The organism is Mangrovibacillus cuniculi (genome assembly GCF_015482585.1).
GTDB lineage: Bacteria > Bacillota > Bacilli > Bacillales > R1DC41 > Mangrovibacillus > Mangrovibacillus cuniculi.
In genome coordinates, this window is the sequence record NZ_CP049742.1 from 995,069 (window position 1) to 1,019,252 (window position 24,184).

Genomic DNA, 24,184 nt, shown 5'->3' on the forward strand with positions numbered 1-24,184 from the left:
GGTGCTTGTAATGAAACAGTCAACGCTATTCATGCCAACTCTTCGTGAGGTACCAGCTGATGCTGAGATAAAAAGTCATCAGTTACTTCTTCGAGCGGGGTATATGAGACAAACAGCTAGTGGGATTTATAGTTATTTACCACTTGCTATGAAAGTTCTTCAGAAAATTGAAACAATAGTTCGTGAAGAAATGAATAACACAGGTGCCTCAGAGCTTCTTATGCCAGCGCTTCATCCAGCTGAAACATGGAAAGAGTCTGGCAGATGGGATGTTTATGGTCCAGAACTTTTCCGACTTAAAGATAGACATAATCGTGACTTTGCTCTTGGCGCAACACATGAAGAAGTAATTACTCAATTAGTTCGTGATGAAGTGAAATCATACAAACGACTTCCTTTAGCACTATATCAAATTCAATCTAAGTTCCGTGATGAACAAAGACCACGCTTTGGCCTTCTACGTGGTAGAGAATTTATCATGAAAGATGGATACTCATTTCATGCTTCTCAAGAAAGCTTAGATGAATATTATGAAAAAGTATTTACTGCTTATCAAAACATTTTCCGTCGTTGTGGATTGGACTTTAGAGCAGTTATAGCTGACTCTGGTGCAATGGGTGGTAAAGATACACATGAGTTTATGGTACTTTCAGAGGTTGGAGAAGATACAATTGCTTATTCAACTGATTCTGACTATGCAGCCAATGTAGAAATGGCACCAGTAGTGACAGAATATACTCGTTCTAATGAGGAAGAATTATCACTAGAGAAATTTGAAACGCCTGATGCAAAAACGATTGCTCAATTAGAAGAACAGTATGAACTTGCTTCAAACAGTATTATTAAATCACTAGTAGTAAAAGTGGATGAGGAATATGTTCTTGCTCTTGTTCGTGGCGATCACGAGTTAAATGATATAAAGATTAAAAACTTATTAAATGCTTCAGTAGTAGAGTTTGCTTCTCCTGAAGAAACGAAATCAGTAATAGGTACATCCATTGGTTCTATTGGACCTCTTTCCTTACCTGAAGGGATCAAAATTATTGCTGATAACGCAGTCGCAGCAATGGTTAATGCGGTGACAGGAGCTAATGAAGAAGGATATCATTACAAGAACGTCAACCCTGACCGTGATATCGAGAATGTAGAATATGCAGACCTTCGTTTTATCCAAGAAGGAGATGTATCTCCGGATGGAAATGGCGTTATTGCATTTGCAAAAGGTATCGAAGTTGGACATGTATTCAAACTAGGTACAAAATATTCAGAAGCAATGGGTGGTTTATATCTGGATGAAAACGGAAGAAACCAACCATATATCATGGGTTGTTATGGAATTGGTGTATCTCGTACACTAGCTGCCATTGCAGAACAATATCATGATGAAAATGGCTTAACGTGGCCTTCTCATATGGCACCATTTAACGTTCATGTGATTCCTGTTAATGTGAAAGATGACACGCAAGTAGAAGTAGCAGATAAGATTTATACTACTTTACAACAGGCTGGTATGGATGTTTTGATTGATGATCGAAAAGAACGCGCTGGCGTTAAATTCACAGATAGTGATTTATTTGGAATTCCAGCTAGAGTAACAGTTGGTAAACGAGCTAGTGAAGGAATGGTAGAAATCAAAGTGAGACAAACAGGAGAAGTTATAGAGGCTTCTGTGGATGAGATACTTCAAATTCTTACAGACAAAGTGAAGTAACAATAAACAAGGGAGAATCTTCGTTGATAGTGACAGGGTCCTCCCTTTTCCATGTTTAAGTATGCAAAAGTAAATGATGTAAAGGGGGATAAGTATGACGAGTTCAGCTCGCTTAGAAGGGAAAGAGCGCTTTCGACTTTTATTAAAACAACTTTCTTTAACGGAAGATGTGTACATGTCAAATTTTGAAGATGCCTCAATAGTAAAACTTCAAGTAGACCGTAAACAGAAGAAATGGCATTTTGTTTTCCAATTCTCCAAAATTTTACCTGCTAATATCTATGAGATTTTTACAGTGCGCTTACACCAAACTTTTTCACCCATTGCAAGTATTTCCTTTGAATGCGTTGTAGAAGATCCTAGCTTCACAGAAGAATTACTTCTATCCTATTGGAATGCTTCCGTTGCTTCTCTACAAGGTGTTGCTCCACCATTATTAAAGTTGTTGCAAACTAGAATGCCTAGTGTTAAAGGGAACAAAGTAATAGTTGCCGCAACGAATGAACCAGAAGCGAAAGCACTAGCTAACCGATACAGTGAACTACTGTCTACTATATATTCATCTTATGGATTTCCTCCAATTCAATTAGATGTCCAGGTGAAAGAAGATGCTGGAGTGGAAGAATACGAGAAATTCATGGAAGAAAAACGCAAAGAAGATGAAGAGCGAGGAAAACAGGCGCTTGTAGAAATGCAAAAATTAGAACAACAAGCAGCGAAGCAAGAACCAGGGTCTTATGATGGTCCTGTCATGATAGGACAAATCATAAAAGATCAGCAGAATATCTCTTTAATGGAACAGATAGTAGAGGAAGAAAAGAGTGTTATCCTAGAAGGAATGGTATTCTCTGTAGAAGTTCGAGAGCTTCGAAGTGGTCGTTCTTTATTAATGGTAAAAATGACAGACTATACCGATTCTCTACAAATAAAAATGTTCTCTCGTGATAAGGAAGACGAAGCTATATTCGGGATGATCAAGTCAGGAATGTGGTTAAGAGTCCGTGGTCCTGTAACGATGGATACATTCGCGCGTGAGTTAGTAATGAACGCACGTGATCTTAATGAAATTAAAAAATCTCCTAAAGTTGACACAGCTAAAGAAGGTAAGAAACGTATTGAACTTCACGCTCATTCCCCAATGAGCTCAATGGATGCTGTTTCTTCTATTGGTTCTCTAGTTAAAAGAGCAAAAGATTGGGGCCACACTGGCTTTACCATCACAGATCATGCGGGAGCACAAGGTTTCCCAGATGCATTCAGTGCTGCAAAGAAAAATGGTTTGAAGATGCATTACGGTGTGGAAATTAACTTGGTAGACGATGGTGTCCCTATTGCATACGGCGATAGAGATATAGATTTAGAAGATGCAACGTTTGTGGTATTTGATGTTGAAACAACTGGACTTTCAGCAGTTTACGACACGATTATTGAGCTAGCTGCAGTTAAAATACAAAATGGCTCTGTCATTGACCGATTTGAATCTTTTGCAAATCCACATCATAAATTATCTGCTACAACAATTAATTTAACGGGAATTACAGATGATGATGTAAAAAATGCACCAGAAGTTTCAGAGGTGTTAAGTCGCTTTAAAGAATGGTCACAAGACACTATTCTTGTTGCTCATAATGCATCTTTTGATATGGGCTTCCTTCAAAAAGGATATGAGCGTTATGATTTAGGAGTAGAAGAAGTACCTGTAATTGATACATTAGAATTGGCTAGATTATTGTATCCAACTATGAAAAATCACAGGCTAAATACGCTAGCGAAAAAATTCGATATTGAGTTAACACAACATCACCGTGCCATTTACGATGCAGAGGCAACGGGATATCTTCTTTTGCGTCTACTAAAAGATGCGAAAGAAAAAGGTATAACGAATCATCAGCAATTTAATGATTATATGGGAGAAGGAGATGCTTATAAACGAGCAAAACCTTACCATGCCATCATTATGGCGAAGAATGAGGTTGGACTAAAGAATCTTTTTAAATTAGTGTCGATTGCTCATTTAGAGTATTTTTATCGAGTACCAAGAATTCCAAGATCTGTATTAGTGAAACATAGAGATGGGTTGTTAGTAAGCTCTGCCTGTGATCGTGGCGAAATATTTGAGGCCATGATGCAAAAAGGTATGGAAGAAGCGGAGAAAGTAGCGCGCTTTTACGATTATATCGAGGTATTCCCAAAACCTGTTTACGCTCACCTATTAGAGCTTGAGTTAGTGGCAAATGAACAAAAGTTAGAAGAAATTATTAAGAATTTAGTCCAACTTGGAGAAAAATTAGAAAAGCCAGTTGTGGCAACCGGTAATGTTCACTATTTGGATCCTACGGATAAAATTCATCGTACTATCTTAGTGAGGTCACAAGGTGGTGCGAATCCATTAAATCGCCACGAACTCCCAGATGTTCACTTCCGTTCAACCAATGAAATGTTAGAAGAGTTCTCTTTCTTAGGAGAAGAGTTAGCGGAAAAGATTGTAGTTGATAACACTCATTTCGTCAGTGATTTAATAGAACCTATAAAGCCAATACGTGATGAGCTTTATACACCTAAAATTGAAGGTGCAGACGAAGAAGTTCGTTCCATGAGTTACGACATGGCGAGAAGTATTTATGGTGATGAACTACCAGAAATCGTAGAAGCTCGTTTAGAAAAAGAACTAAAAAGTATTATTGGACATGGATTTGCGGTTATCTATTTAATTTCACATAAACTTGTAAAAAAATCATTAGATGACGGCTATCTAGTTGGATCCCGTGGTTCAGTAGGATCTTCATTTGTTGCAACTATGACGGAGATTACGGAAGTAAATCCCCTACCACCACATTATGTATGTCCTAGCTGTAAGAAATCTGAGTTCTTTAACGATGGTTCCGTTAGTTCAGGGTATGATTTACCTGATAAAAAATGTCCTGATTGTAATAGTGTTTATCGAAAAGATGGACAAGATATTCCGTTTGAAACATTCCTAGGCTTTAAGGGAGATAAAGTACCAGATATTGATTTGAACTTTTCAGGTGAATATCAACCACGTGCCCATAATTATACGAAGATCCTCTTTGGAGAGGAGTATGTATTTAGAGCAGGTACGATCGGTACAGTAGCAGAAAAAACTGCCTTTGGGTATGTGAAAGGCTATGCCGGAGACAGAAATTTGACGCTTCGGAATGCAGAGGTAGAGAGATTAGCTCTTGGTTGTACAGGTGTAAAGAGAACAACAGGACAGCATCCAGGTGGTATCATAGTTGTTCCAGATTATATGGATATTTATGATTTCTCACCAATACAATTCCCTGCGGATGATTCTACTTCTGAGTGGAAAACGACCCATTTTGACTTCCATTCCATTCATGATAACTTGCTGAAACTTGATATACTTGGCCACGATGATCCTACCGTAATTAGGATGCTACAAGATTTATCTGGGATTGACCCAAAGACAATTCCGACGGATGATCCGGAAGTAATGAAAATATTTAGTGGTACGGAGTCATTGGGTGTCACAAAAGAACAAATCATGTGTAAAACTGGTACACTAGGCATTCCAGAGTTTGGTACTAGATTCGTACGTCAAATGTTAGAAGATACGAAGCCTTCTACTTTTTCAGAATTAGTACAGATTTCCGGTCTGTCACATGGTACAGACGTATGGCTTGGAAATGCACAGGAATTAATACACAATAAAACATGTACGCTATCTGAAGTTATTGGTTGTCGTGATGACATCATGGTATACCTAATTTATCAGGGTTTAGAACCATCTAATGCATTCAAAATCATGGAGTCTGTTCGTAAAGGTAAAGGTTTAACACCTGAAATGGAAGATGAGATGATCCAAAATGGTGTACCTGATTGGTATATTGATTCATGTAAGAAAATTAAGTACATGTTCCCGAAAGCCCATGCTGCTGCATATGTCTTAATGGCAGTACGTATTGCATACTTTAAAGTCCACCATCCACTACTATATTACGCAGCGTACTTTACGGTAAGAGCAGAAGATTTTGACGTGGATGCAATGGTAAAGGGTTCTACATCCATTCGTTCAAGAATAGAAGAGATTAATGCAAAAGGTTTAGATGCTTCTCCAAAAGAAAAGAATTTACTTACAGTGTTAGAGTTAGCGCTAGAGATGTGTGAAAGATCATTTTCTTTCCAAAAGATTGATCTATATCGTTCGAGCGCAAGTGAGTTCATCATAGATGGAGATACGTTGATTCCACCGTTTAATTCTATTCCTGGATTGGGTACGAATGCTGCTTTCAATATAGTAAAAGCACGTCAAGACGGAGAGTTCTTATCTAAAGAGGATCTTCAGCAGAGGTCAAGGATTTCTAAAACCGTTATTGAGTACCTCGATCAACAAGGATGCCTTGGTGATTTGCCGGAGCAAAACCAGTTGTCGTTGTTTTGATTGTGTGATTTAGAAGCACCACTTTCGCTTTGTGACTGCACGTTTTGGGCTCATTCGTGTGAAACTTGTTTCACACGCCTTTCAGCTTTGCTGAAAGGTAGCAGATACGTATACCAAGTCTTTAGGGAAAGCTAGCTTTCCCGGCGACTTGTCATACGTATCTGCTAAATGAGCCCAAAACAGTTTGTTTCCTGCATCCCAAGGGGGCGTTTGCAACAAATTATTTTTTGTGCTATCATCAAATTGGAAATACTATCTATAGTGTTCGAGCAAAGAGTGGGCTAAAAACCCACTCTTTCGTATTGTGTTAGATTTTTCCTCGTAAGCAGGAATGATAGTAGGAGGTACACATGAGCAAAGTAACGGAGACGGTTGAACAGTTAGCTTCTCCTATAGTGAAGGATTTTGGCTTGGAGCTTGTGGATGTAGAGTACGTAAAAGAAGGTTCTAACTGGTTTTTACGTGTTTACATTGATAAACCAACTGGTGTTGATATTGAAGAGTGCGCGATGGTAAGTGAACGTCTTAGCGAAAAATTAGATGAACTAGATCCGATTAGCGAAAACTACTTCTTAGAAGTATCTTCCCCTGGGGCAGAGCGACCATTGAAAAAGCCAAGCGATTTTGAAAATGCGATTGGAAAACATGTACATGTTAAATTGTACGAACCAATTGAAGGAGAAAAGGTTTTTGAGGGTACGCTTAAATCATATTCAGAAGAAGAACTAACGATTGAAGTGACCATTAAGACTCGTAAAAAACTTTTTACCTTGCCAACAGCAAAAGTGGCAAAAGCACGCTTAGCAGTAATTTTCTAATAAAGCGAAAGTGTTGCTTTTGCAGTTTTATGAAAGTTATCGAAATGGAAAAATGAAAAGGCATAAAATAGCCTTTACTAATAGAAACAAAAGGGGGACTTGAGGTTCATGAGCACGGAATTTATTGATGCTCTAACTTTGTTAGAAAAAGAGAAAGGCATTTCTCGTGAGGTTATTATTGATGCAATTGAAGCGGCTGTTGTTTCAGCTTACAAACGTAACTTTAACCAAGCGCAAAATGTTCGTGTAGATTTAAATTTTGGTAACGGTTCAATGCGTGTATTCGCTCGTAAAGATGTGGTAGAGCAAGTATTTGATTCTCGTCTGGAAATATCAGAGGAAGAAGCCAAGAAAATTAACCCATCATATGAACTAAATGATGTAGTAGAAATCGAAGTAACACCAAAGAACTTTGGTCGTATTGCTGCTCAAACGGCAAAGCAAGTTGTGACGCAAAGAGTTCGTGAAGCGGAAAGAGGTATTATCTACTCTGAATTCAGTGATCGCGAAGAAGATATTATGACTGGTATCGTTGAGCGTCAAGATTCCCGATTCATTTACGTTTCTTTAGGTAAAATTGAAGCAATTTTACCACAAAGTGAACAAATGCCTAATGAATCTTACAAGCCTCATGATCGTATCAAAGTATTTTTAACAAAAGTGGAACGCACTACTAAAGGACCTCAAATCTATGTATCAAGAACACATCCTGGACTTTTAAAGCGTTTATTTGAAATTGAAGTACCAGAGATTTTTGATGGCACAGTGGAGATACGTTCTGTTTCTCGTGAAGCGGGAGACCGCTCGAAGATTTCTGTTTATGCAGCGAATCCAGAAGTTGATCCTGTTGGCGCTTGTGTTGGTCCTAAAGGAGCTCGTGTACAAGCAATTGTTAACGAATTAAAGGGAGAAAAAATCGACATCGTTAAATGGTCTGAAGATCCAGTCGTATTTGTCGCTAATGCTTTATCACCTTCACAAGTACTTGATGTACAAGTGAATGAAGAGGAAAAGTCTACAACTGTAGTTGTACCTGACTTCCAATTATCACTTGCTATCGGTAAACGTGGTCAGAATGCTAGATTAGCAGCTAAATTAACTGGTTGGAAAATTGACATTAAGAGCGAGACAGATGCAAGAGCATTAGGTATTTACCCTCGCCCAGATGCTCCATTATTCCAAGACACTGATTTAGATGATGACGATTCATATGAATACGATTTTGACGAAGATGCAACAGAATAAGAGGTGAATAACATGTCAGTACAGAAGAAAGTTCCGATGCGCAAATGCGTTGCGACCGGTGACATGTTTCCAAAGAAAGAACTAGTTCGAATCGTTCGATCAAAAGAAGGAGATGTGTCCGTAGACTTAACGGGGAAGAAGTCAGGTCGAGGTGCATATCTTTCTAAATCGAAGGAAGCAGTAGAACTTGCAAAAAAGAGAAATATCTTAGCTAACCAACTACAAGTAAAAATTCCAGAAGAGATTTATGAGGAACTTCTGTCGATGATCAATGGGGATGGAAAATAATGAACAGAAGTACAAAATGGATGAACCTACTTGGATTAGCTAATCGTGCACGTAAAGTGATTTCTGGTGAAGAACTAGTGGTGAAAGAAGTAAGACACCAGAGAGCAAAGTTAGTCATACTATCTGATGATGCATCACCAAATACAGAAAAGAAAATTATGGATAAGTGTCGCTCGTTTAATGTGCCAGTTGCTCGAGGAGTAACACGCTATGAATTAGGACATGCCATTGGAAAAGATGCACGTGTTGTTGTAACTATTTTAGATGGAGGCTTTGCTCGTTCACTACAAACGTTGCTCGATGAATCTTAATGGGGGTGTAGAAATGAGTAAACAGCGCATTTATGAATACGCGAAACAATATAATGTTCCTAGTAAGAAAGTAATCGAAACGTTGAAGGCAGCAAATATAGCCGTAAGTAACCATATGGCGACAATTGATGGTTCGATGTTAGATGTATTAAACAAAGAGTTTTCTACACAAACTAACGAAACATCAACGCCAAAAGCGGCTCAAAAGGGAGACGGAAAATTAGTGACGAATAAAGAACAAATGAAAGCATCTGATCGACCTACTACAAATAGTACTGATAAAGATGTAACAACAAAAGCAAAAAATAATACAGCTTCAAAACCGAAAAATGCTAAAAATACAGCGAACAAGCCTGCAAACAAAAAAGGACCTGGAAAAGCTAAAGGTAAACAACAAAAGCAAACCTTTACTCCACCTGCTCCTAAAAAACAAAAAGAGCTTCCGGAAAAGATTACTTTTACAGAATCTTTAACAGTTGCAGAACTTGGTAAAAAACTTCACCGTGAACCATCTGAAGTAATCAAAAAATTATTCCTACTTGGCGTTATGGCGACAATTAACCAAGAGCTAGATAAAGATGCAATTGAGTTAATCTGTGCGGAGTACGGAGTAGAAGTAGAAGAAGAAATCAAAGTTGATCAAACGGACTTAGATGTCTACTTCACAGAAGACGCAGATGAAGATAAACAAGAAAGACCAGCAGTTGTTACAATCATGGGTCACGTTGACCATGGTAAAACAACATTATTAGATTCTATCCGTAACACAAAGGTTACATCTGGAGAAGCTGGAGGAATCACACAGCATATCGGTGCATACCAAATTAAGCATGAAAATAAAAAAATTACGTTCTTAGATACTCCAGGACATGCTGCGTTTACAACAATGCGTGCACGTGGAGCAAAAGTAACGGATATCACAATTCTAGTAGTAGCAGCGGATGACGGTGTTATGCCTCAAACGGTAGAAGCTATCAACCATGCTAAAGCAGCAGAAGTTCCAATTATTGTTGCGGTAAACAAAATGGATAAGCCGACAGCTAACCCTGACCGTGTGATGCAAGAGTTAACGGAACATGGACTTGTTTCAGAAGCTTGGGGTGGAGATACTATCTTCGTAAACCTATCTGCTTTAACTGGTGAGGGAATAGATGATTTAATTGAAATGATCTTACTTGTAACAGAAGTAGAAGAATTAACTGCTAATCCAAAACGTCCTGCAATCGGAACAGTTATTGAGGCGCAATTAGATAAAGGTCGTGGATCTGTAGCAACATTACTAGTACAAAATGGTACTCTTCGTGTAGGAGACCCTATCGTAATTGGTAATACTTATGGACGTGTTCGTGCAATGGTTAATGACCTTGGTCGACGCGTAAAAGAAGCTGGACCATCTACGCCTATTGAAATTACAGGTTTAAATGATGTACCTCAAGCTGGTGACCGATTTGTAGTGTTTGAGGATGAGAAAACTGCGCGTTCTGTTGGGGAGTCTCGTGCAAAAGACGCGATCCAAGCTCAACGTAGTGAGAAATCACGTGTGACATTAGATAATCTATTTGAACAGATGAAACAAGGTGAAATGAAAGACTTAAACGTCATCGTAAAAGGTGATGTTCAAGGTTCTGTGGAAGCATTATCTTCTGCTCTAATGAAACTAGAAGTAGAAGGGGTAAATATCCGCATCATTCACTCCGCAGTAGGAGCTATTTCTGAGTACGATGTAACATTAGCAGCTGCATCTAATGCGATCATCATTGGATTTAACGTACGTCCAGACGTTAATGCGAAGCGTTCAGCAGAAGCAGAAGGCGTTGACATGCGTTTACACCGCATCATCTATAAAGTAATTGAGGAAATCGAAGCTGCTATGACTGGTCTTCTAGATCCTGAATTTGAAGAAGTTGTAATTGGTCAAGTAGAAGTGCGTCAAACGTTCAAAGTTTCTAAAGTTGGAACAATTGCTGGTGGATATGTAACGGACGGAAAAATCACTCGTGATTCAAGCGTTCGTATCGTTCGTGATGGTATCGTTGTATTTGAAGGTGAAATCGATGCATTAAAACGTTTTAAAGACGACGCGAAAGAAGTAGCGCGTGGGTATGAGTGTGGTATTACAATTAAAAACTTCAATGACGTTAAAGAAGGCGACACGCTAGAAGCTTTCGTTATGGAAGAAATTAAACGCAAATGATTGGCTACGTTGAATGCGAATGGCGAATGGAACTGTCTCAATCGTTAAAAGATAAGAGGGCCATCCTTCAACGAGTAATGTCAAGGGTGAAACAAACTCAAAATGTCTCGATTGCAGAAGTGGACCATCAAGACAAATGGCAGCTTACAACGATTGCTTTAGTCACAGTGGCTTCTTCTCGACAGGCATGTGAGAAAAATCTTCACTACTGTTTAGCTCTAATGGATTCTTTTCCTGAATGGGAAAGAGGATATACGAGTTATGAATGGTTGTGAAGATGTACTTTTAAGGTAGAGGTGAAAAATATGAGCTTACGTTCTAATCGTGTTGGAGAACAGATGAAAAAAGAGCTAAGCGAGATTATCAGCCGAAAAATTAAAGATCCACGTGTAGGTTTTGTGACTGTTACAGACGTAAAAGTTACAGGAGATCTTCAACAAGCTAAAGTGTATATCACTGTGCTAGGCACTGATTATAATCGTGAAGAAACACTAAAAGGGCTGGCGAAAGCAAAAGGCTTTATTCGAACAGAATTAGGCACAAGAATTCGTTTGCGTAAAACGCCAGAACTTCTTTTTGAATTTGATGAGTCGATTGAATACGGTAATCGTATCGAACGTTTGATTGATGATTTAAACAAGTAATAGCCAAGCCGGGAGAAATATCCCCGGCTTTTTGTATGTTGTATTTAATCGTTCATCAACTCGTCTTAGAGAAGGATATTAGGGTAATATAGAATTAAATCACTTTTTTTCGAATACTTAAGTGCTTAATAAAACTGTTACTAATCAGAATAGGGGTTTACATATGGATGGAATTTTACCATTATGGAAAACAAGAGGCATGACATCACATGACTGTGTTTTTCAACTTAGAAAAATTTTAGGAACAAAAAAAGTAGGACATACAGGTACGCTAGATCCAGAAGTAGAAGGTGTCCTTCCTATCTGCATCGGAAAAGCCACTAGAATTGCAGAATATGTAACGGATGCTGGCAAAACGTATGTTGGTGAAGTAACATTCGGGTATACGACTACTACGGAGGATCAAACTGGAGAAATTGTTGAACAGCAAGACATACAGCCAAATAGCATCTCCCTAGAATCTATTGAACAGGCAGTAAAAGAGTTAACTGGTGTAATCGACCAAACTCCCCCAATGTATTCTGCTGTAAAGGTCAATGGGAAGAGACTGTATGAGTATGCAAGAAAAGGAGAAGTGGTGGAAAGGCCTACACGTACAGTTACTATTTATTCGTTTTCTCTATTAACTCCGCTTACCTTTCATGAAGACACTAAAACAGCTTCCCTATCATTTGAAGTTGCATGTAGTAAAGGTACCTATATTCGTACGTTAGCAGTTATGCTAGGAGAGAAACTAGGATTACTTTCACACATGTCAAAGTTAGTAAGAACAAAATCTGCTACATTCACGAAAGAAGACTGTGTAACACTAGAGTATTTAAAAGCTGAAAAAGATAATAATCAAGATTTAACTCGTTATTTACTCCCACTAGAGCGTGGAATTTCTCATTTGCCGAAATGGGAAATCAGTGATACAGTAGCAGAGAAAGTAAGGAACGGAGCTGTCCTAGAGGCTTTTAGAGAGTGGCCTAAAGGGGAGGATCTTGTACGATTTAATTATCAAGGTAAAACAATAGCACTGTATGAGCAACACACATCAAAAGAAGGAATGTGGAAACCGAGAAAAGTAATTCCATCCTTCTAATTTCATTAATCGGGGTGAAGGACTTGGAACTGATTCACATTTATCATCCTCATCAACTAAGGAAAGAAGAATTTCCAGAGTTATCCATGGCTCTTGGGTACTTTGATGGCGTTCATTTAGGACACCAAGAGGTTATTAGACGTGCTGTAAGAAATGCAAAAGAAAATGACCGTAAATCAGCCATAATGACATTTGATCCTCATCCATCAGTTGTCCTTGGCTTTAAACATAAGCATGTCCAATTTATTACCCCATTAAAGGATAAAATAAAGCTATTTGAAAACCTGGGAGTAGACTACATCTTTGTCGTTCGTTTTACGTCAGAGTTTGCTAGCTTAGATCCTCAATCATATATAGACCAGTATATAATTGGCTTGCACGTAAAGCATGTCGTTGCAGGATTTGATTTTAGCTATGGTCGATTAGGGAAAGGAACGATGGAAACTATTTCTTTTCACTCAAGAGAAGCGTTTACTTTTGAAGTGGTGCAAAAACAAGACTTTATCAATGAAAAAGTAAGCTCTACTAGAATACGAGAAGCCCTTAGAGTCGGTGATACTCATTTAGTAGAAAAATTATTAGGTAGACCTTATACCATGAAGGGTACTGTCATTCATGGTGACAAACGTGGTAGAAAGATTGGATTCCCAACAGCAAATATTGAACTAGCCGATGACTATCTACTCCCTAGCCCTGGTGTTTATGCTATGGAGGTAACCATTCAAGGAGTAAGCTACGAAGGGGTTTGCAATATCGGTTATCGTCCTACCTTTAAGGATCCAAATGAAAAGAAGCTTTCTATCGAGGTGCATTTGTTTCAATTTGAAAGGTCTATTTATGGAGAAGAAATAACCCTCCATTGGTTAAAAAGAATTAGAAATGAACAAAAGTTTTCTGGAATTGAAGAATTAGTCCAACAGATTGAAAAGGATAAACAAGAAGCTATTGTTTTTTTTCACGACCGTAAGTAAACATGTATTTCTCATGGCGAATAAGAATTTCCCTATGTTACTTGCAAATACCAACTTATTAGTGTATGATAACTCATGTACTAAAAGAACCTATGCTTGGCAGCTCGACTCACCGACGGCTGCGAGGGATGGGGAATTTATATTTTGGAGGTGATTTGGATGGCAATCACACAAGAGCGTAAAAATCAATTAATCGCTGAGTACCGCGTACACGAAAGTGACACTGGATCTCCAGAGGTACAAATTGCAATCCTTACAGAAGAAATCAACAGTTTAAACGAACATTTACGTGTTCATAAGAAAGATCACCATTCTCGTCGTGGTCTTCTAAAAATGGTTGGACACCGTCGTAACCTTTTAACGTACCTACGTAATAAAGATGTTACTCGTTACCGTGATCTAATCAATAAACTAGGTCTTCGTCGATAAGACTATTAAAGCGGGCGCTCGTCCCGCTTTTTTATTACGCAAAAATCTTCGTTATAGGTGTATTTTTCTCATTTTTGACTTATCATAGAGATGGACTAACTTTTTTATAGTACAGTACATAAATTTAAGAACAAGTAGTAATAGAGAGGGGTATTAAATTATGTCACAAGACAAACAAACCTTCTCCTTCGAATGGGCAGGTCGTCCATTAGTAGTAGAAGTTGGACAACTAGCCAAACAAGCAAGTGGTGCTGCGTTAATTCGTTATGGAGATACAGCTGTCTTAAGTACAGCAACAGCTTCTAAAGATCCGAAACCATTGGATTTCTTCCCATTGACAGTAAACTATGAAGAGCGTTTATATGCAGTCGGTAAAATCCCAGGAGGTTTCATTAAACGTGAAGGTCGTCCTAGTGAAAAAGCTATCTTAGCAAGTAGATTAATCGACCGCCCAATTCGTCCTTTATTTGCAGATGGATTCCGTAATGAAGTACAAGTAATCAACATCGTAATGAGCGTTGATCAAAACTGTTCTTCCGAAATGGCAGCTATGTTTGGTTCCTCACTAGCTTTAACTATTTCAGACATTCCTTTTGAAGGACCGATTGCTGGAGTGGTAGTAGGAAGAATTGATGGAGAGTTTGTTATCAATCCTACTGTGGAACAACAAGAGAAATCAGATATGCACCTTGCTGTAGCAGGAACAAAATATGCTATTAACATGGTAGAAGCTGGTGCCGATGAAGTACCAGAAGAAGTTATGTTAGAAGCTATCATGCATGGTCACGAAGAAATCAAAAAACTAATCGCTTTCCAAGAAGAGATTGCAGCTGCTGTAGGTGTAGAAAAACGCGAAATCTCTTTATATAAAATTGACGAAGAGATCGAAAAATCCGTTCGTGAACAGTGTGAAGCTGACATGATTAGTGCGATTCAAGTAGTAGAAAAACATGCACGTGAAGAAGCTATTCGTGCAGTAAAAGACCGTGTTATTTCATCTTATGAAGAAAAAGATGAAGTAGACCAAGATGAAATGAAACAAGTGAAACAAGTACTTGATAAAATGGTAAAACAAGAAGTACGTCGTTTAATTACAGAAGACAAAATTCGTCCTGATGGTCGTAAACAAGACGAAATTCGTCCACTTGCTTCTCAAGTTGGTCTTCTATCTCGTACGCATGGTTCTGGATTATTCACTCGTGGACAAACACAAGCACTAAGTGTGTGTACGCTTGGACCATTAGGAGATGTACAAATCCTAGACGGTTTAGGGGTGGAAGAAACGAAACGTTTCATGCACCATTATAATTTCCCTCTATTCTCTGTAGGGGAAACTGGTCCTTCTCGTGGTCCTGGTCGTCGTGAAATTGGACACGGGGCACTTGGTGAAAGAGCACTTGAGCCAATTATTCCTAATGAAGAGGATTTCCCATATACAGTAAGATTAGTGTCTGAGGTACTAGAATCAAACGGTTCTACATCTCAAGCAAGTATTTGTGCAAGTACATTAGCAATGATGGATGCTGGTGTTCCAATTAAAGCACCTGTTGCTGGTATTGCAATGGGACTTGTTAAGTCTGGAGAGCACTACACTATTTTAACGGACATTCAAGGTATGGAAGATCACCTAGGAGATATGGACTTTAAAGTAGCTGGTACGGCTAAAGGTGTAACAGCACTTCAAATGGACATCAAGATCGATGGATTATCTCGTGAAATTCTAGAAGAAGCTTTAACTCAGGCGAAACACGGGCGTATTCATATCCTAGAATCTATGATGGAAGCAATTGCAGAGCCTCGTAATGAGCTTTCTCAATATGCTCCTAAAATCATTACAATGAAGATTAATCCAGATAAAATTCGTGATGTTATTGGACCAAGTGGGAAACAAATCAATAAGATTATTGAAGAAACTGGCGTAAAAATTGATATCGAACAAGATGGAACGGTATTTATCGCATCTACAAATCAAGAGATGAATGATAAAGCTAAATCGATCATTGAAGATATCGTACGTGAAGCAGTTGTAGGTCAACTGTATCTGGGTAAAGTAAAACGTATTGAGAAGTTTGGTGCATTCGTAGAAATCTTCTCTGGTAAAGACGGATTACTTCACATCTCAGAGATTGCAGAAGAGCGTATTAAACAAGTAGAAGACGTACTAAAACTTGGGGATGAAGTACTTGTAAAAGTTACGGAAATCGACAACCAAGGACGCGTAAACCTTTCTCGTAAAGCAGTTCTTAAAGACCAAAAAGAAGCAGAAAATAACGCATAATAAAGAAGCTGTTCAGAAAATAGGGAAGTACTATTTTTCTGACAGCTTTTTTTGTTTGAAGGTCTGTAACTACTAATTCGGGACCTTAACAAGTTGGTACATCCATAAAATATGTCTTCTGGTGTTTTGAAGTTATTTCGTAGACCAAATGATGAGTGATGATCATGTTATTTCGTTCTAACTTGTCCTTCTATTTCATAAAGTAAATAGGAGGAGAGTGATATATCTTGAAGACGATGAAAACAATTTGGATGATTTGCGCCATTTTCCTACTCGGCGTAGTTGCATATATGAAACTTCCAATAGTAGAAACTTATGTATCCCTCTTAACGGAAGAAGGAGTCCCTGTTGTTAGTGAAGATACTCTAAAAAATCAAATTAAAGAGCGGGCTAGCTCTTTACTTGTAGAACCTAAAGATGCAAGAATAGATCCTGTTTGGAAAAAAGTTCCTGGTATTAATGGGTTAAAAGTTGATGTCGAATCATCATACAAAAAGATGAAAGAAGTAGGGGAGTACAAAGAAGAATTACTTGTTTTCGAACAAGTTTCTCCTCAAGTATTACTGAAAGATTTGAAGGCTGCACCAATATATATTGGGCACCCCGATAAAGAAATGGTTAGTTTAATGATTAACGTAGCATGGGGGAATGAGTATATTCCGGGACTTTTATCGACGTTAAAAGAAGAACATGTGAAAGCAACATTTTTCTTAGAGGGAAACTGGACGAAGAAAAATCCAGAGTTAGCGAAAACAATCTCGGAAGCTGGTCACGAAATTGCAAATCATTCTTTTTCTCATCCTAATATGAGCTCCCTAACAAGAGATCAAAATAGAGAGGAGATTGTCAAAACAAATGATGTGATTGAAGCAACAACTGGAAAAACGCCTACCATTTTAGGACCACCAAGTGGAGATTACTCTCAAGTTACTGTAGATGTCGCTCATGAACTTGGAATGTACACGGTACTATGGTCAATTGATACCATTGACTGGCAGAAGCCACCTGTTAGTAAGATTATGGAACGTGTGTCAAAGAAAATGCATTCGGGGGGAACCATCTTGATGCATCCAACAGAATCAACAGTAGAAGCACTTCCATTAATTATTCAGTTAGCTAAACAGAAAGATTTGCGTATTGGAACAATTTCTGATTTACTAGATGAAGAGCGATTGGTAAAAAAATGAGGGTTGACAAGTGTCAGTCCTCGTTTTTTAGAAACGCAACTAGACAGGGGGTACACCGTTGATTAACACATTTACATGTAATAATGGTGTTCGAGTTGTATTGGAATCTATCCCTACTGTACGTTCAGTAGCTATAGGAGTATGGATTAATACAGGTTCTCGACATGAAACAAAGGAACTTAATGGAGTATCACATTTCTTAGAACATATGTTTTTTAAAGGAACAAAAACAAAAAATGCTAGAGAATTAGCGGAAGCATTTGATTCTATTGGTGGACAAGTGAATGCTTTTACATCAAAAGAATACACATGTTACTATGCTAAAGTTCTGGATACATATTCTTCCTTTGCATTAGAAACATTAGCGGACATGTTTTTTAACTCTACTTTTGATGAAGAAGAGCTTAAGAAAGAAAAAAATGTTGTATATGAAGAAATTAAGATGTATGAAGATACACCTGATGATATTGTACACGATCTTTTAGGAAAAGCAGCCTACGGTGACCATTCTCTTGGCTATCCAATATTAGGTACGGAGGAAACACTATCTACCTTTAATGGACAAACTTTAAGAGATTATATGCACCATTTATATACACCTGACAGAGTAGTTATCTCGATTGCAGGTAACGTAAATGAAGCATTTATTAAAGAAGTAGAAAAACTTTTTGGTGGTTTCCAAGGTGGATCTCCACTAAAGGAAGAAATAAAGCCTTCTTTCTATCCGAAGCATGTAGCGAAGAAAAAAGATACAGAACAAGTACATTTAACAATGGGCTTTGAAGGTTTAGAAGTTGGGCATAAGGACGTTTACAGTTTAATTATTTTAAATAATGTCCTAGGGGGCAGTATGTCTTCTCGCTTGTTCCAAGACGTTCGTGAGTCTAGGGGTTTAGCATACTCTGTATTCTCTTATCACTCTTCTTTCCAAGATAATGGAATGGTTACTATATACGGTGGTACTGGTGCGAATCAGCTTGATGATTTGTTTGAAACAATTCAGGGCACGCTTAGCGTACTAAAAGCCGATGGATTGTCGGATAAGGAACTTAAAAACAGTAAAGAGCAACTGAAAGGTAGCTTAATGCTAAGTTTAGAAAGTACCAACAGTCGAATGAGCAGAAACGGTAAGAATGAGCTATTGTTAGGACGTCACCGTTCATTAGATCAAATTGTGGAAGAGATTGATAAAGTATCTCTAGAGTCTGTGAACCGTCTAGCGCAGCAAATTTTCAAAGACGAGTTTGCAATGGCGGTAATAGGTCCAAATGGACGTCTGCCAGGTGAATAAGTAACTTAAAGTTAATAGATTATACAAACAGGTGCATTCCAAGATGAATGCGCCTGTTTGTATTCATTTAATAATGATAGTGGAGTAAAAAACATATTACTGCAGTTTTATTGCTTTCTTATGAATATATTTAGGGATTGGAGCGGAAATCCCTGTGCAGTCTTTTCGATGTTTTCCTAATCCGCTTTTCTTTCACCCATTCTAAGGGACACTCATAGACTAATGACGTGCTAGGTTTGAACCCGAGAGGAAGGTGGTTACATGTTAACCGATGTTCAAATAGCCGTACTGGGTGGCGATGCTCGTCAGTTAGAAATTATTCGTAAACTAACAGAGTTAGATGCACGTTTATCATTAGTAGGCTTTGAGCAATTAGATCATGCATTTTCAGGTGCTGTGAAAGAGAAGTTAGAAGATGTTCAATGGGAAAGCTTAGATGCTGTTATTCTACCCGTCCCAGGAACAAATCCTGAAGGTAAGATTGACTCAATCTTTTCAAATGAAGTGATTTATTTACATGAAGAGCTAGTAAAAAGAACCCCTGAACACTGTATTTATTTTTCAGGTATTAGTAATCCATATTTAGACAAAGTCATGACAGAAAGTAACAGAGAATTAATTCAATTATTTGATCGTGATGATGTTGCAATTTATAATTCTATCCCTACTGTAGAGGGAACTATTATGATGGCCATTCAGCACACAGACTTTACTATACATGGGTCTAATACAATCGTTTTAGGTCTTGGGAGAGTGGGTATGAGTGTCGCTCGGACATTTCATCACCTAGGTGGGAAAGTATCTGTAGGTACACGCAGCTCAGAGGATATTGCGCGAGCTGTGGAAATGGGCTTAAATGGTTTTTCGTTGGAAGAACTTAAAGAGAGAGTAAAACACACAGACTTACTAATTAATACGATTCCAGCTCTAGTTGTTAGACCTGAAATAATCGCTCATTTACCTAGTCATGCCTTGATTATTGATTTAGCTTCTAAACCTGGTGGAACGGACTTCCGATATGCAGAAAAACGTGGCATAAAGGCGTTATTGGCACCAGGATTACCAGGAATCGTTGCTCCGAAAACGGCTGGATTAATTTTGGCTAATGTATTAGCTCAACTATTAAAAGAAAAGCGAGAGGAGAAAAAATCATGACATTAGAAGGTAAACGAATAGGATTCGGTTTAACAGGTTCTCATTGTACGTATGATGCAGTATTTCCAGAGATTCAAAAATTAGTAGCAGCAGGTGCGGATGTGATTCCTATCGTTACTCATACCGTAAAACAAACTACTACAAGATTCGGAGCTGGGGACGACTGGATTGCAAGAATAGAAGAAGCAACAGGGAATAAAGTAGTGGATAGTATCGTCGAAGCAGAACCACTTGGACCGAAAAAGCCACTTGCTTGTATGATTATTGCCCCATTAACAGGGAATTCCATGAGTAAGTTTGCAAATGCGCTAACAGACTCACCTGTACTAATGGCAGCGAAAGCCACTTTACGTAATCACCGCCCAGTTGTTTTAGGTATCTCTACAAACGATGCACTAGGATTAAATGGTGTTAATTTGATGCGTTTAATGGCAACGAAGGACATCTATTTCATTCCTTACGGTCAAGATGCACCTCAAGCAAAGCCAAACTCAATGGTTGCTAGAATGACACAATTACTTCCCACTGTTGAGCATGCATTAAAAGGAGAACAACTGCAACCGGTAATTGTGGAGCGCTTTTTAGACGAAGAATAAGTCTAAAGAACCGTTTCAATTTGTGAATGAAATTAATAGGAATAATGATGCCCCATATGATAAAATAACGTTTAATAGGTTAACGACCAAGAGGATTTCTATAAAGCAAATCCTCTTTATCATAGTGAAAGAGATAATGGGGGAATGAAAGATGAGTCAAAACGGATACCATGTAGCAGTAGTAGGAGCAACAGGAGCAGTAGGTCAGCAAATGCTACGTACATTAGAAGAAAAAAATTTTCCTGTTAGTAAACTGAAAGTATTATCTTCTGCTAGATCTGCAGGTTCTAAAATTCAATTTAATGGTACAGAGTATACTGTGGAAGAAGCAACACCAGAGTCATTTGAAGGTGTTCAAATTGCATTGTTCAGTGCAGGTGGTTCTGTTTCCAAAGCGCTAGCTCCTGAAGCGGTAAAAAGAGGAGCAATAGTAGTAGATAATACAAGCGCATTTAGAATGGATGAAACAGTTCCTTTAGTAGTCCCTGAAGTAAATGAAGAAGATTTAAAGAGCCATAATGGAATTATTGCTAACCCGAACTGCTCTACAATTCAGATGGTTGTAGCATTAGAGCCTATCCGTCAAGCTCTAGGTCTTACTAAAGTTGTTGTATCTACTTACCAAGCTGTATCTGGTGCAGGGCAAGCGGCAATTGAAGAGTTACACCGTCAAACAAAAGAAATTGCAGAAGGAAATACGGTAGAGCCTAGTATTCTTCCAGTTAAATCTGCAGAAAAGCATTATCAAATCGCTTACAATGCCATTCCACAAATAGATGTGTTTACAGAGAATGGTTTCACATACGAAGAAATGAAGATGATTAATGAAACGAAGAAAATCATGCATATGCCAGAATTACATGTTTCGGCAACATGTGTGAGACTTCCAGTGGTTACAGGCCATTCTGAGTCTGTCTATATTGAAGTAGAAGATACGTCTAAATCAGTTGACGATATTCGTGTATTGTTATCAGGGGCTCCTGGTGTAACATTGCAAGATAACCCAGCTGAACAACTTTACCCAATGCCGGCACTAGCGGAAGGAAAACCAGATGTATTCGTTGGTCGTATCCGACAAGATCTTGATGCACCTAATGGTTTCCATTTGTGGGTAGTATCCGATAACTTATTAAAAGGTGCAGCTTGGAATTCTGTGCAAATCGCCGAGAGTCTCGTCAAATTAAAATTAGTGTAAAAATTTGTACGAACAACTGACGATCGAGGTGGCAACATGAAAGTTATTATTCAAAAATTCGGGGCACTTCTGTCCGTGATGAAAGTGCACGTGAACAAGCTAGAGGTCATATTACGGGTGCATTAAAAGAAGGATACAAAGTGGTGGTCGTTGTCTCTGCTATGGGACGTAAGGGTGAGCCATATGCAACAGATACATTGCTGTCATTAATAGGAAGCTCCAAAACGACTTTATCAAAGCGTGAACAGGACCTATTGTTATCCACTGGTGAGATTATTTCTAGCTTGGTATTTACAGAAGAGCTTCAACAATCCGGTATAAAAGCCACTGCTTTAACAGGAGGGCAAGCTGGATTCTATACAAATAGTGAACATACTAATGCAAAAATTATGAACATGCGCTGTGAGCGCCTTTTAGAAGAGTTGGAAGCAGTAGATGTAGTTGTAGTAGCTGGTTTCCAAGGTGTAGCTAAGAATGGGGATATCACAACAATCGGTCGTGGTGGGTCTGATACGTCAGCTGCTGCTTTAGGAGCTGCGTTGCAAGCAGACTTTATTGATATCTTTACAGACGTAGAAGGAATCATGACTGCTGATCCTAGGATTGCAGAAAAAGCACGTCCATTAGGGGTAGTCACTTACACAGAAGTCTGTAATATGGCTTATCAAGGTGCAAAGGTAATACATCCAAGAGCTGTGGAAATTGCTATGCAAGCCAAGGTACCAATCCGCATACGCTCTACGTACAGCAAGGGTCTAGGTACGTTAGTTACAACAAACACTAAGCATGCCGGTACGGATTTACGTGAAAGACCAGTTACAGGTATTGCTCATGTCTCTGATGTAACACAGATTAAAGTTCAAGCAAAAGAAGCTCAGTACGACTTGCACTCAGAAGTATTTCGTGCCATGGCCCAAGAAGAGATTTCTGTTGATTTTATCAACATCTCTCCAACGGGAGTAATTTATACTGTGACAAAAGAAATGACACCTAAAGCAATACTTACACTAAAGCAACTAGGGTATGAACCTAGTTTAGAAGAAGGCTGTGCAAAGGTATCAGTAGTTGGTGCTGGAATGACTGGTGTGCCTGGAATTACAGCTCTTATCGTTAATGCCTTAGCGGATAGAGGAATTCGTATCCTTCAATCAGCAGATAGTCATACCACGATTTGGGTTCTAGTGAAACAAGAAGAGTTAAAAGAAGCTATAAATGCACTGCACGATGCATTCGAATTACATGAAGAACAATTATAAAGAGAGTAATGGTTAGGAAGGGGTTTAAACATGATATATTTTGGTAAAGTTTCCACTGCAATGGTGACACCATTTGATGCAAAAGGGAACATAGATTTTCCTAAAATGACGACGTTAATTGATTATTTAATTGAAAATGGTACGGATTCTCTAGTTGTAGGTGGGACTACTGGTGAGTCCCCTACTTTAACTTCTGAGGAAAAAGTTGCTATTTTCCGTCATGCAGTAAAAGTTGTAAAAGGTAGAATTCCTGTCATTGCTGGCACTGGTTCTAACAATACACATGCCTCCATTGAGTTAACGAAAAAAGCAGAAGATGCTGGCGTAGACGCAGTCATGGTCGTTGCCCCATATTACAACAAACCAAACCAAGAAGGTTTGTATCAGCATTTTAAAGCTGTAGCAGAAGCGACAACACTACCTGTTATGCTATACAACGTGCCGGGTCGTTCTATTGTTTCCATATTACCTGAAACAGTCATAAAATTATCTGCCATTGATAATGTAGTGGCGGTCAAAGATGCTGGTGGAGACCTTGATAACATGGCAGCTTTAATCTCTGGCACATCAGATGATTTTATGGTATATAGTGGAGATGACAATTTAACATTACCTGCTATCGCTGTTGGTGCGACTGGAATTGTTTCCGTAGCATCTCATGTAATCGGTAACCAGATGCAAGAAATGATTGAGCTTTACTCTAATGGTAAAGTGAAAGAAGCTGGGGACTTACATCGCAAACTTTTACCATTGATGCAAGGTATTTTTATGGCGCCAAGTCCAACACCTATCAAAACAGCACTACAAATGAGTGGTCTAGATGTTGGTCCCGTGAGACTGCCATTAGTACCTTTAACAGAGTCGGAAAGATCCGCTTTACATTCACTCCTTTCTGTAACTGTTTCGTAATTACTGGATAAATATGCTATAGTAGTACTGACTGCTAAATAGTTAGCAGTCAGTTTTCGTACATTTTCACGTATAATTTCCTCTCATGCTTTCGTTTTCAATTTTATAAACGAAAAAATGAAAGATATAGAAGGAAATAGAGATCATATAAAAGAATTATAGTATGATAAGAAAAATGATACAGATACTTAATTGCTTG

The 24,184-nt window shown here is 38.5% G+C and carries 19 protein-coding genes and 1 pseudogene; all 20 read left to right on the top strand.

What is annotated here, in order from left to right:
- The first annotated feature begins 10 nt into the window (after nt 1–10).
- The 20 genes and pseudogenes from G8O30_RS05075 (at nt 11) to dapA (ending at nt 23,985) form a co-directional block, all read left to right on the top strand.
- A complete protein-coding gene (locus tag G8O30_RS05075) occupies nt 11–1,711 on the top strand; it encodes a proline--tRNA ligase (RefSeq protein WP_239673903.1) in 1,701 nt (566 codons plus the stop codon).
- Nucleotides 1,712–1,805: 94 nt separating this feature from the next.
- Nucleotides 1,806–6,134 (top strand): PolC-type DNA polymerase III, encoded by a 4,329-nt coding sequence (locus tag G8O30_RS05080; protein WP_239673904.1) that lies wholly within the window; start codon nt 1,806–1,808, stop codon nt 6,132–6,134.
- Nucleotides 6,135–6,484: 350 nt separating this feature from the next.
- Nucleotides 6,485–6,952, top strand: a complete 468-nt coding sequence (gene rimP, locus G8O30_RS05085; protein ID WP_239673905.1) for a ribosome maturation factor RimP — start codon at nt 6,485–6,487, stop codon at nt 6,950–6,952.
- Between the two features lie 108 nt (nt 6,953–7,060).
- Entirely contained in the window at nt 7,061–8,197 is a 1,137-nt protein-coding gene (nusA, locus tag G8O30_RS05090; RefSeq protein ID WP_239673906.1) for a transcription termination factor NusA, read from the top strand.
- 12 nt (nt 8,198–8,209) lie between these two features.
- Nucleotides 8,210–8,485: an RNase P modulator RnpM gene (gene rnpM, locus G8O30_RS05095; RefSeq protein WP_239673907.1), complete on the top strand. Its 276-nt coding sequence runs from the start codon at nt 8,210–8,212 to the stop codon at nt 8,483–8,485.
- Nucleotides 8,485–8,796: a YlxQ family RNA-binding protein gene (locus tag G8O30_RS05100; RefSeq protein ID WP_239673908.1), complete on the top strand. Its 312-nt coding sequence runs from the start codon at nt 8,485–8,487 to the stop codon at nt 8,794–8,796. Before rnpM ends, G8O30_RS05100 begins: the two co-directional genes overlap by 1 nt.
- 13 nt (nt 8,797–8,809) lie before the next feature.
- Nucleotides 8,810–10,990, top strand: coding sequence for a translation initiation factor IF-2 (infB, locus tag G8O30_RS05105; RefSeq protein ID WP_239673909.1), 2,181 nt, complete (start codon nt 8,810–8,812; stop codon nt 10,988–10,990).
- Nucleotides 10,987–11,265 carry a DUF503 domain-containing protein gene (locus tag G8O30_RS05110; protein ID WP_239673910.1) on the top strand — a complete coding sequence of 93 codons (279 nt, stop codon included), beginning with the start codon at nt 10,987–10,989 and terminating at the stop codon, nt 11,263–11,265. Before infB ends, G8O30_RS05110 begins: the two co-directional genes overlap by 4 nt.
- 30 nt (nt 11,266–11,295) lie before the next feature.
- Complete coding sequence (gene rbfA / locus G8O30_RS05115; protein WP_239673911.1) at nt 11,296–11,634, top strand: 30S ribosome-binding factor RbfA; 339 nt, start codon at nt 11,296–11,298, stop codon at nt 11,632–11,634.
- Between the two features lie 163 nt (nt 11,635–11,797).
- Nucleotides 11,798–12,718, top strand: coding sequence for a tRNA pseudouridine(55) synthase TruB (gene truB / locus G8O30_RS05120; protein WP_239673912.1), 921 nt, complete (start codon nt 11,798–11,800; stop codon nt 12,716–12,718).
- Between the two features lie 23 nt (nt 12,719–12,741).
- Nucleotides 12,742–13,689, top strand: a complete 948-nt coding sequence (gene ribF / locus G8O30_RS05125) for a bifunctional riboflavin kinase/FAD synthetase (protein WP_239673913.1) — start codon at nt 12,742–12,744, stop codon at nt 13,687–13,689.
- Nucleotides 13,690–13,848: 159 nt separating this feature from the next.
- Nucleotides 13,849–14,118 (top strand): 30S ribosomal protein S15, encoded by a 270-nt coding sequence (rpsO, locus tag G8O30_RS05130; protein WP_239673914.1) that lies wholly within the window; start codon nt 13,849–13,851, stop codon nt 14,116–14,118.
- Nucleotides 14,119–14,278: 160 nt separating this feature from the next.
- The gene (pnp, locus tag G8O30_RS05135; RefSeq protein WP_239673915.1) at nt 14,279–16,396 is read left to right on the top strand and encodes a polyribonucleotide nucleotidyltransferase; all 2,118 of its coding nucleotides are present in this window, start codon (nt 14,279–14,281) and stop codon (nt 16,394–16,396) included.
- Nucleotides 16,397–16,632: 236 nt separating this feature from the next.
- On the top strand, nt 16,633–17,583 hold the full coding sequence (locus G8O30_RS05140) for a polysaccharide deacetylase family protein (protein ID WP_239674494.1): 951 nt from the start codon (nt 16,633–16,635) through the stop codon (nt 17,581–17,583).
- A gap of 58 nt (nt 17,584–17,641) precedes the next feature.
- Nucleotides 17,642–18,874 carry a M16 family metallopeptidase gene (locus G8O30_RS05145; RefSeq protein WP_239673916.1) on the top strand — a complete coding sequence of 411 codons (1,233 nt, stop codon included), beginning with the start codon at nt 17,642–17,644 and terminating at the stop codon, nt 18,872–18,874.
- 261 nt (nt 18,875–19,135) lie between these two features.
- Nucleotides 19,136–20,029: a dipicolinic acid synthetase subunit A gene (dpaA, locus tag G8O30_RS05150; protein ID WP_239673917.1), complete on the top strand. Its 894-nt coding sequence runs from the start codon at nt 19,136–19,138 to the stop codon at nt 20,027–20,029.
- The gene (locus G8O30_RS05155) at nt 20,026–20,625 is read left to right on the top strand and encodes a dipicolinate synthase subunit B (RefSeq protein ID WP_239673918.1); all 600 of its coding nucleotides are present in this window, start codon (nt 20,026–20,028) and stop codon (nt 20,623–20,625) included. Before dpaA ends, G8O30_RS05155 begins: the two co-directional genes overlap by 4 nt.
- A 151-nt stretch (nt 20,626–20,776) precedes the next feature.
- Nucleotides 20,777–21,820, top strand: a complete 1,044-nt coding sequence (asd, locus tag G8O30_RS05160) for an aspartate-semialdehyde dehydrogenase (protein ID WP_239673919.1) — start codon at nt 20,777–20,779, stop codon at nt 21,818–21,820.
- A 36-nt stretch (nt 21,821–21,856) separates the two neighbouring features.
- Nucleotides 21,857–23,076 (top strand): annotated as a pseudogene (gene dapG / locus G8O30_RS05165) (aspartate kinase).
- 30 nt (nt 23,077–23,106) lie between these two features.
- A complete protein-coding gene (gene dapA, locus G8O30_RS05170; RefSeq protein WP_239673920.1) occupies nt 23,107–23,985 on the top strand; it encodes a 4-hydroxy-tetrahydrodipicolinate synthase in 879 nt (292 codons plus the stop codon).
- Nucleotides 23,986–24,184 lie beyond the last annotated feature (199 nt).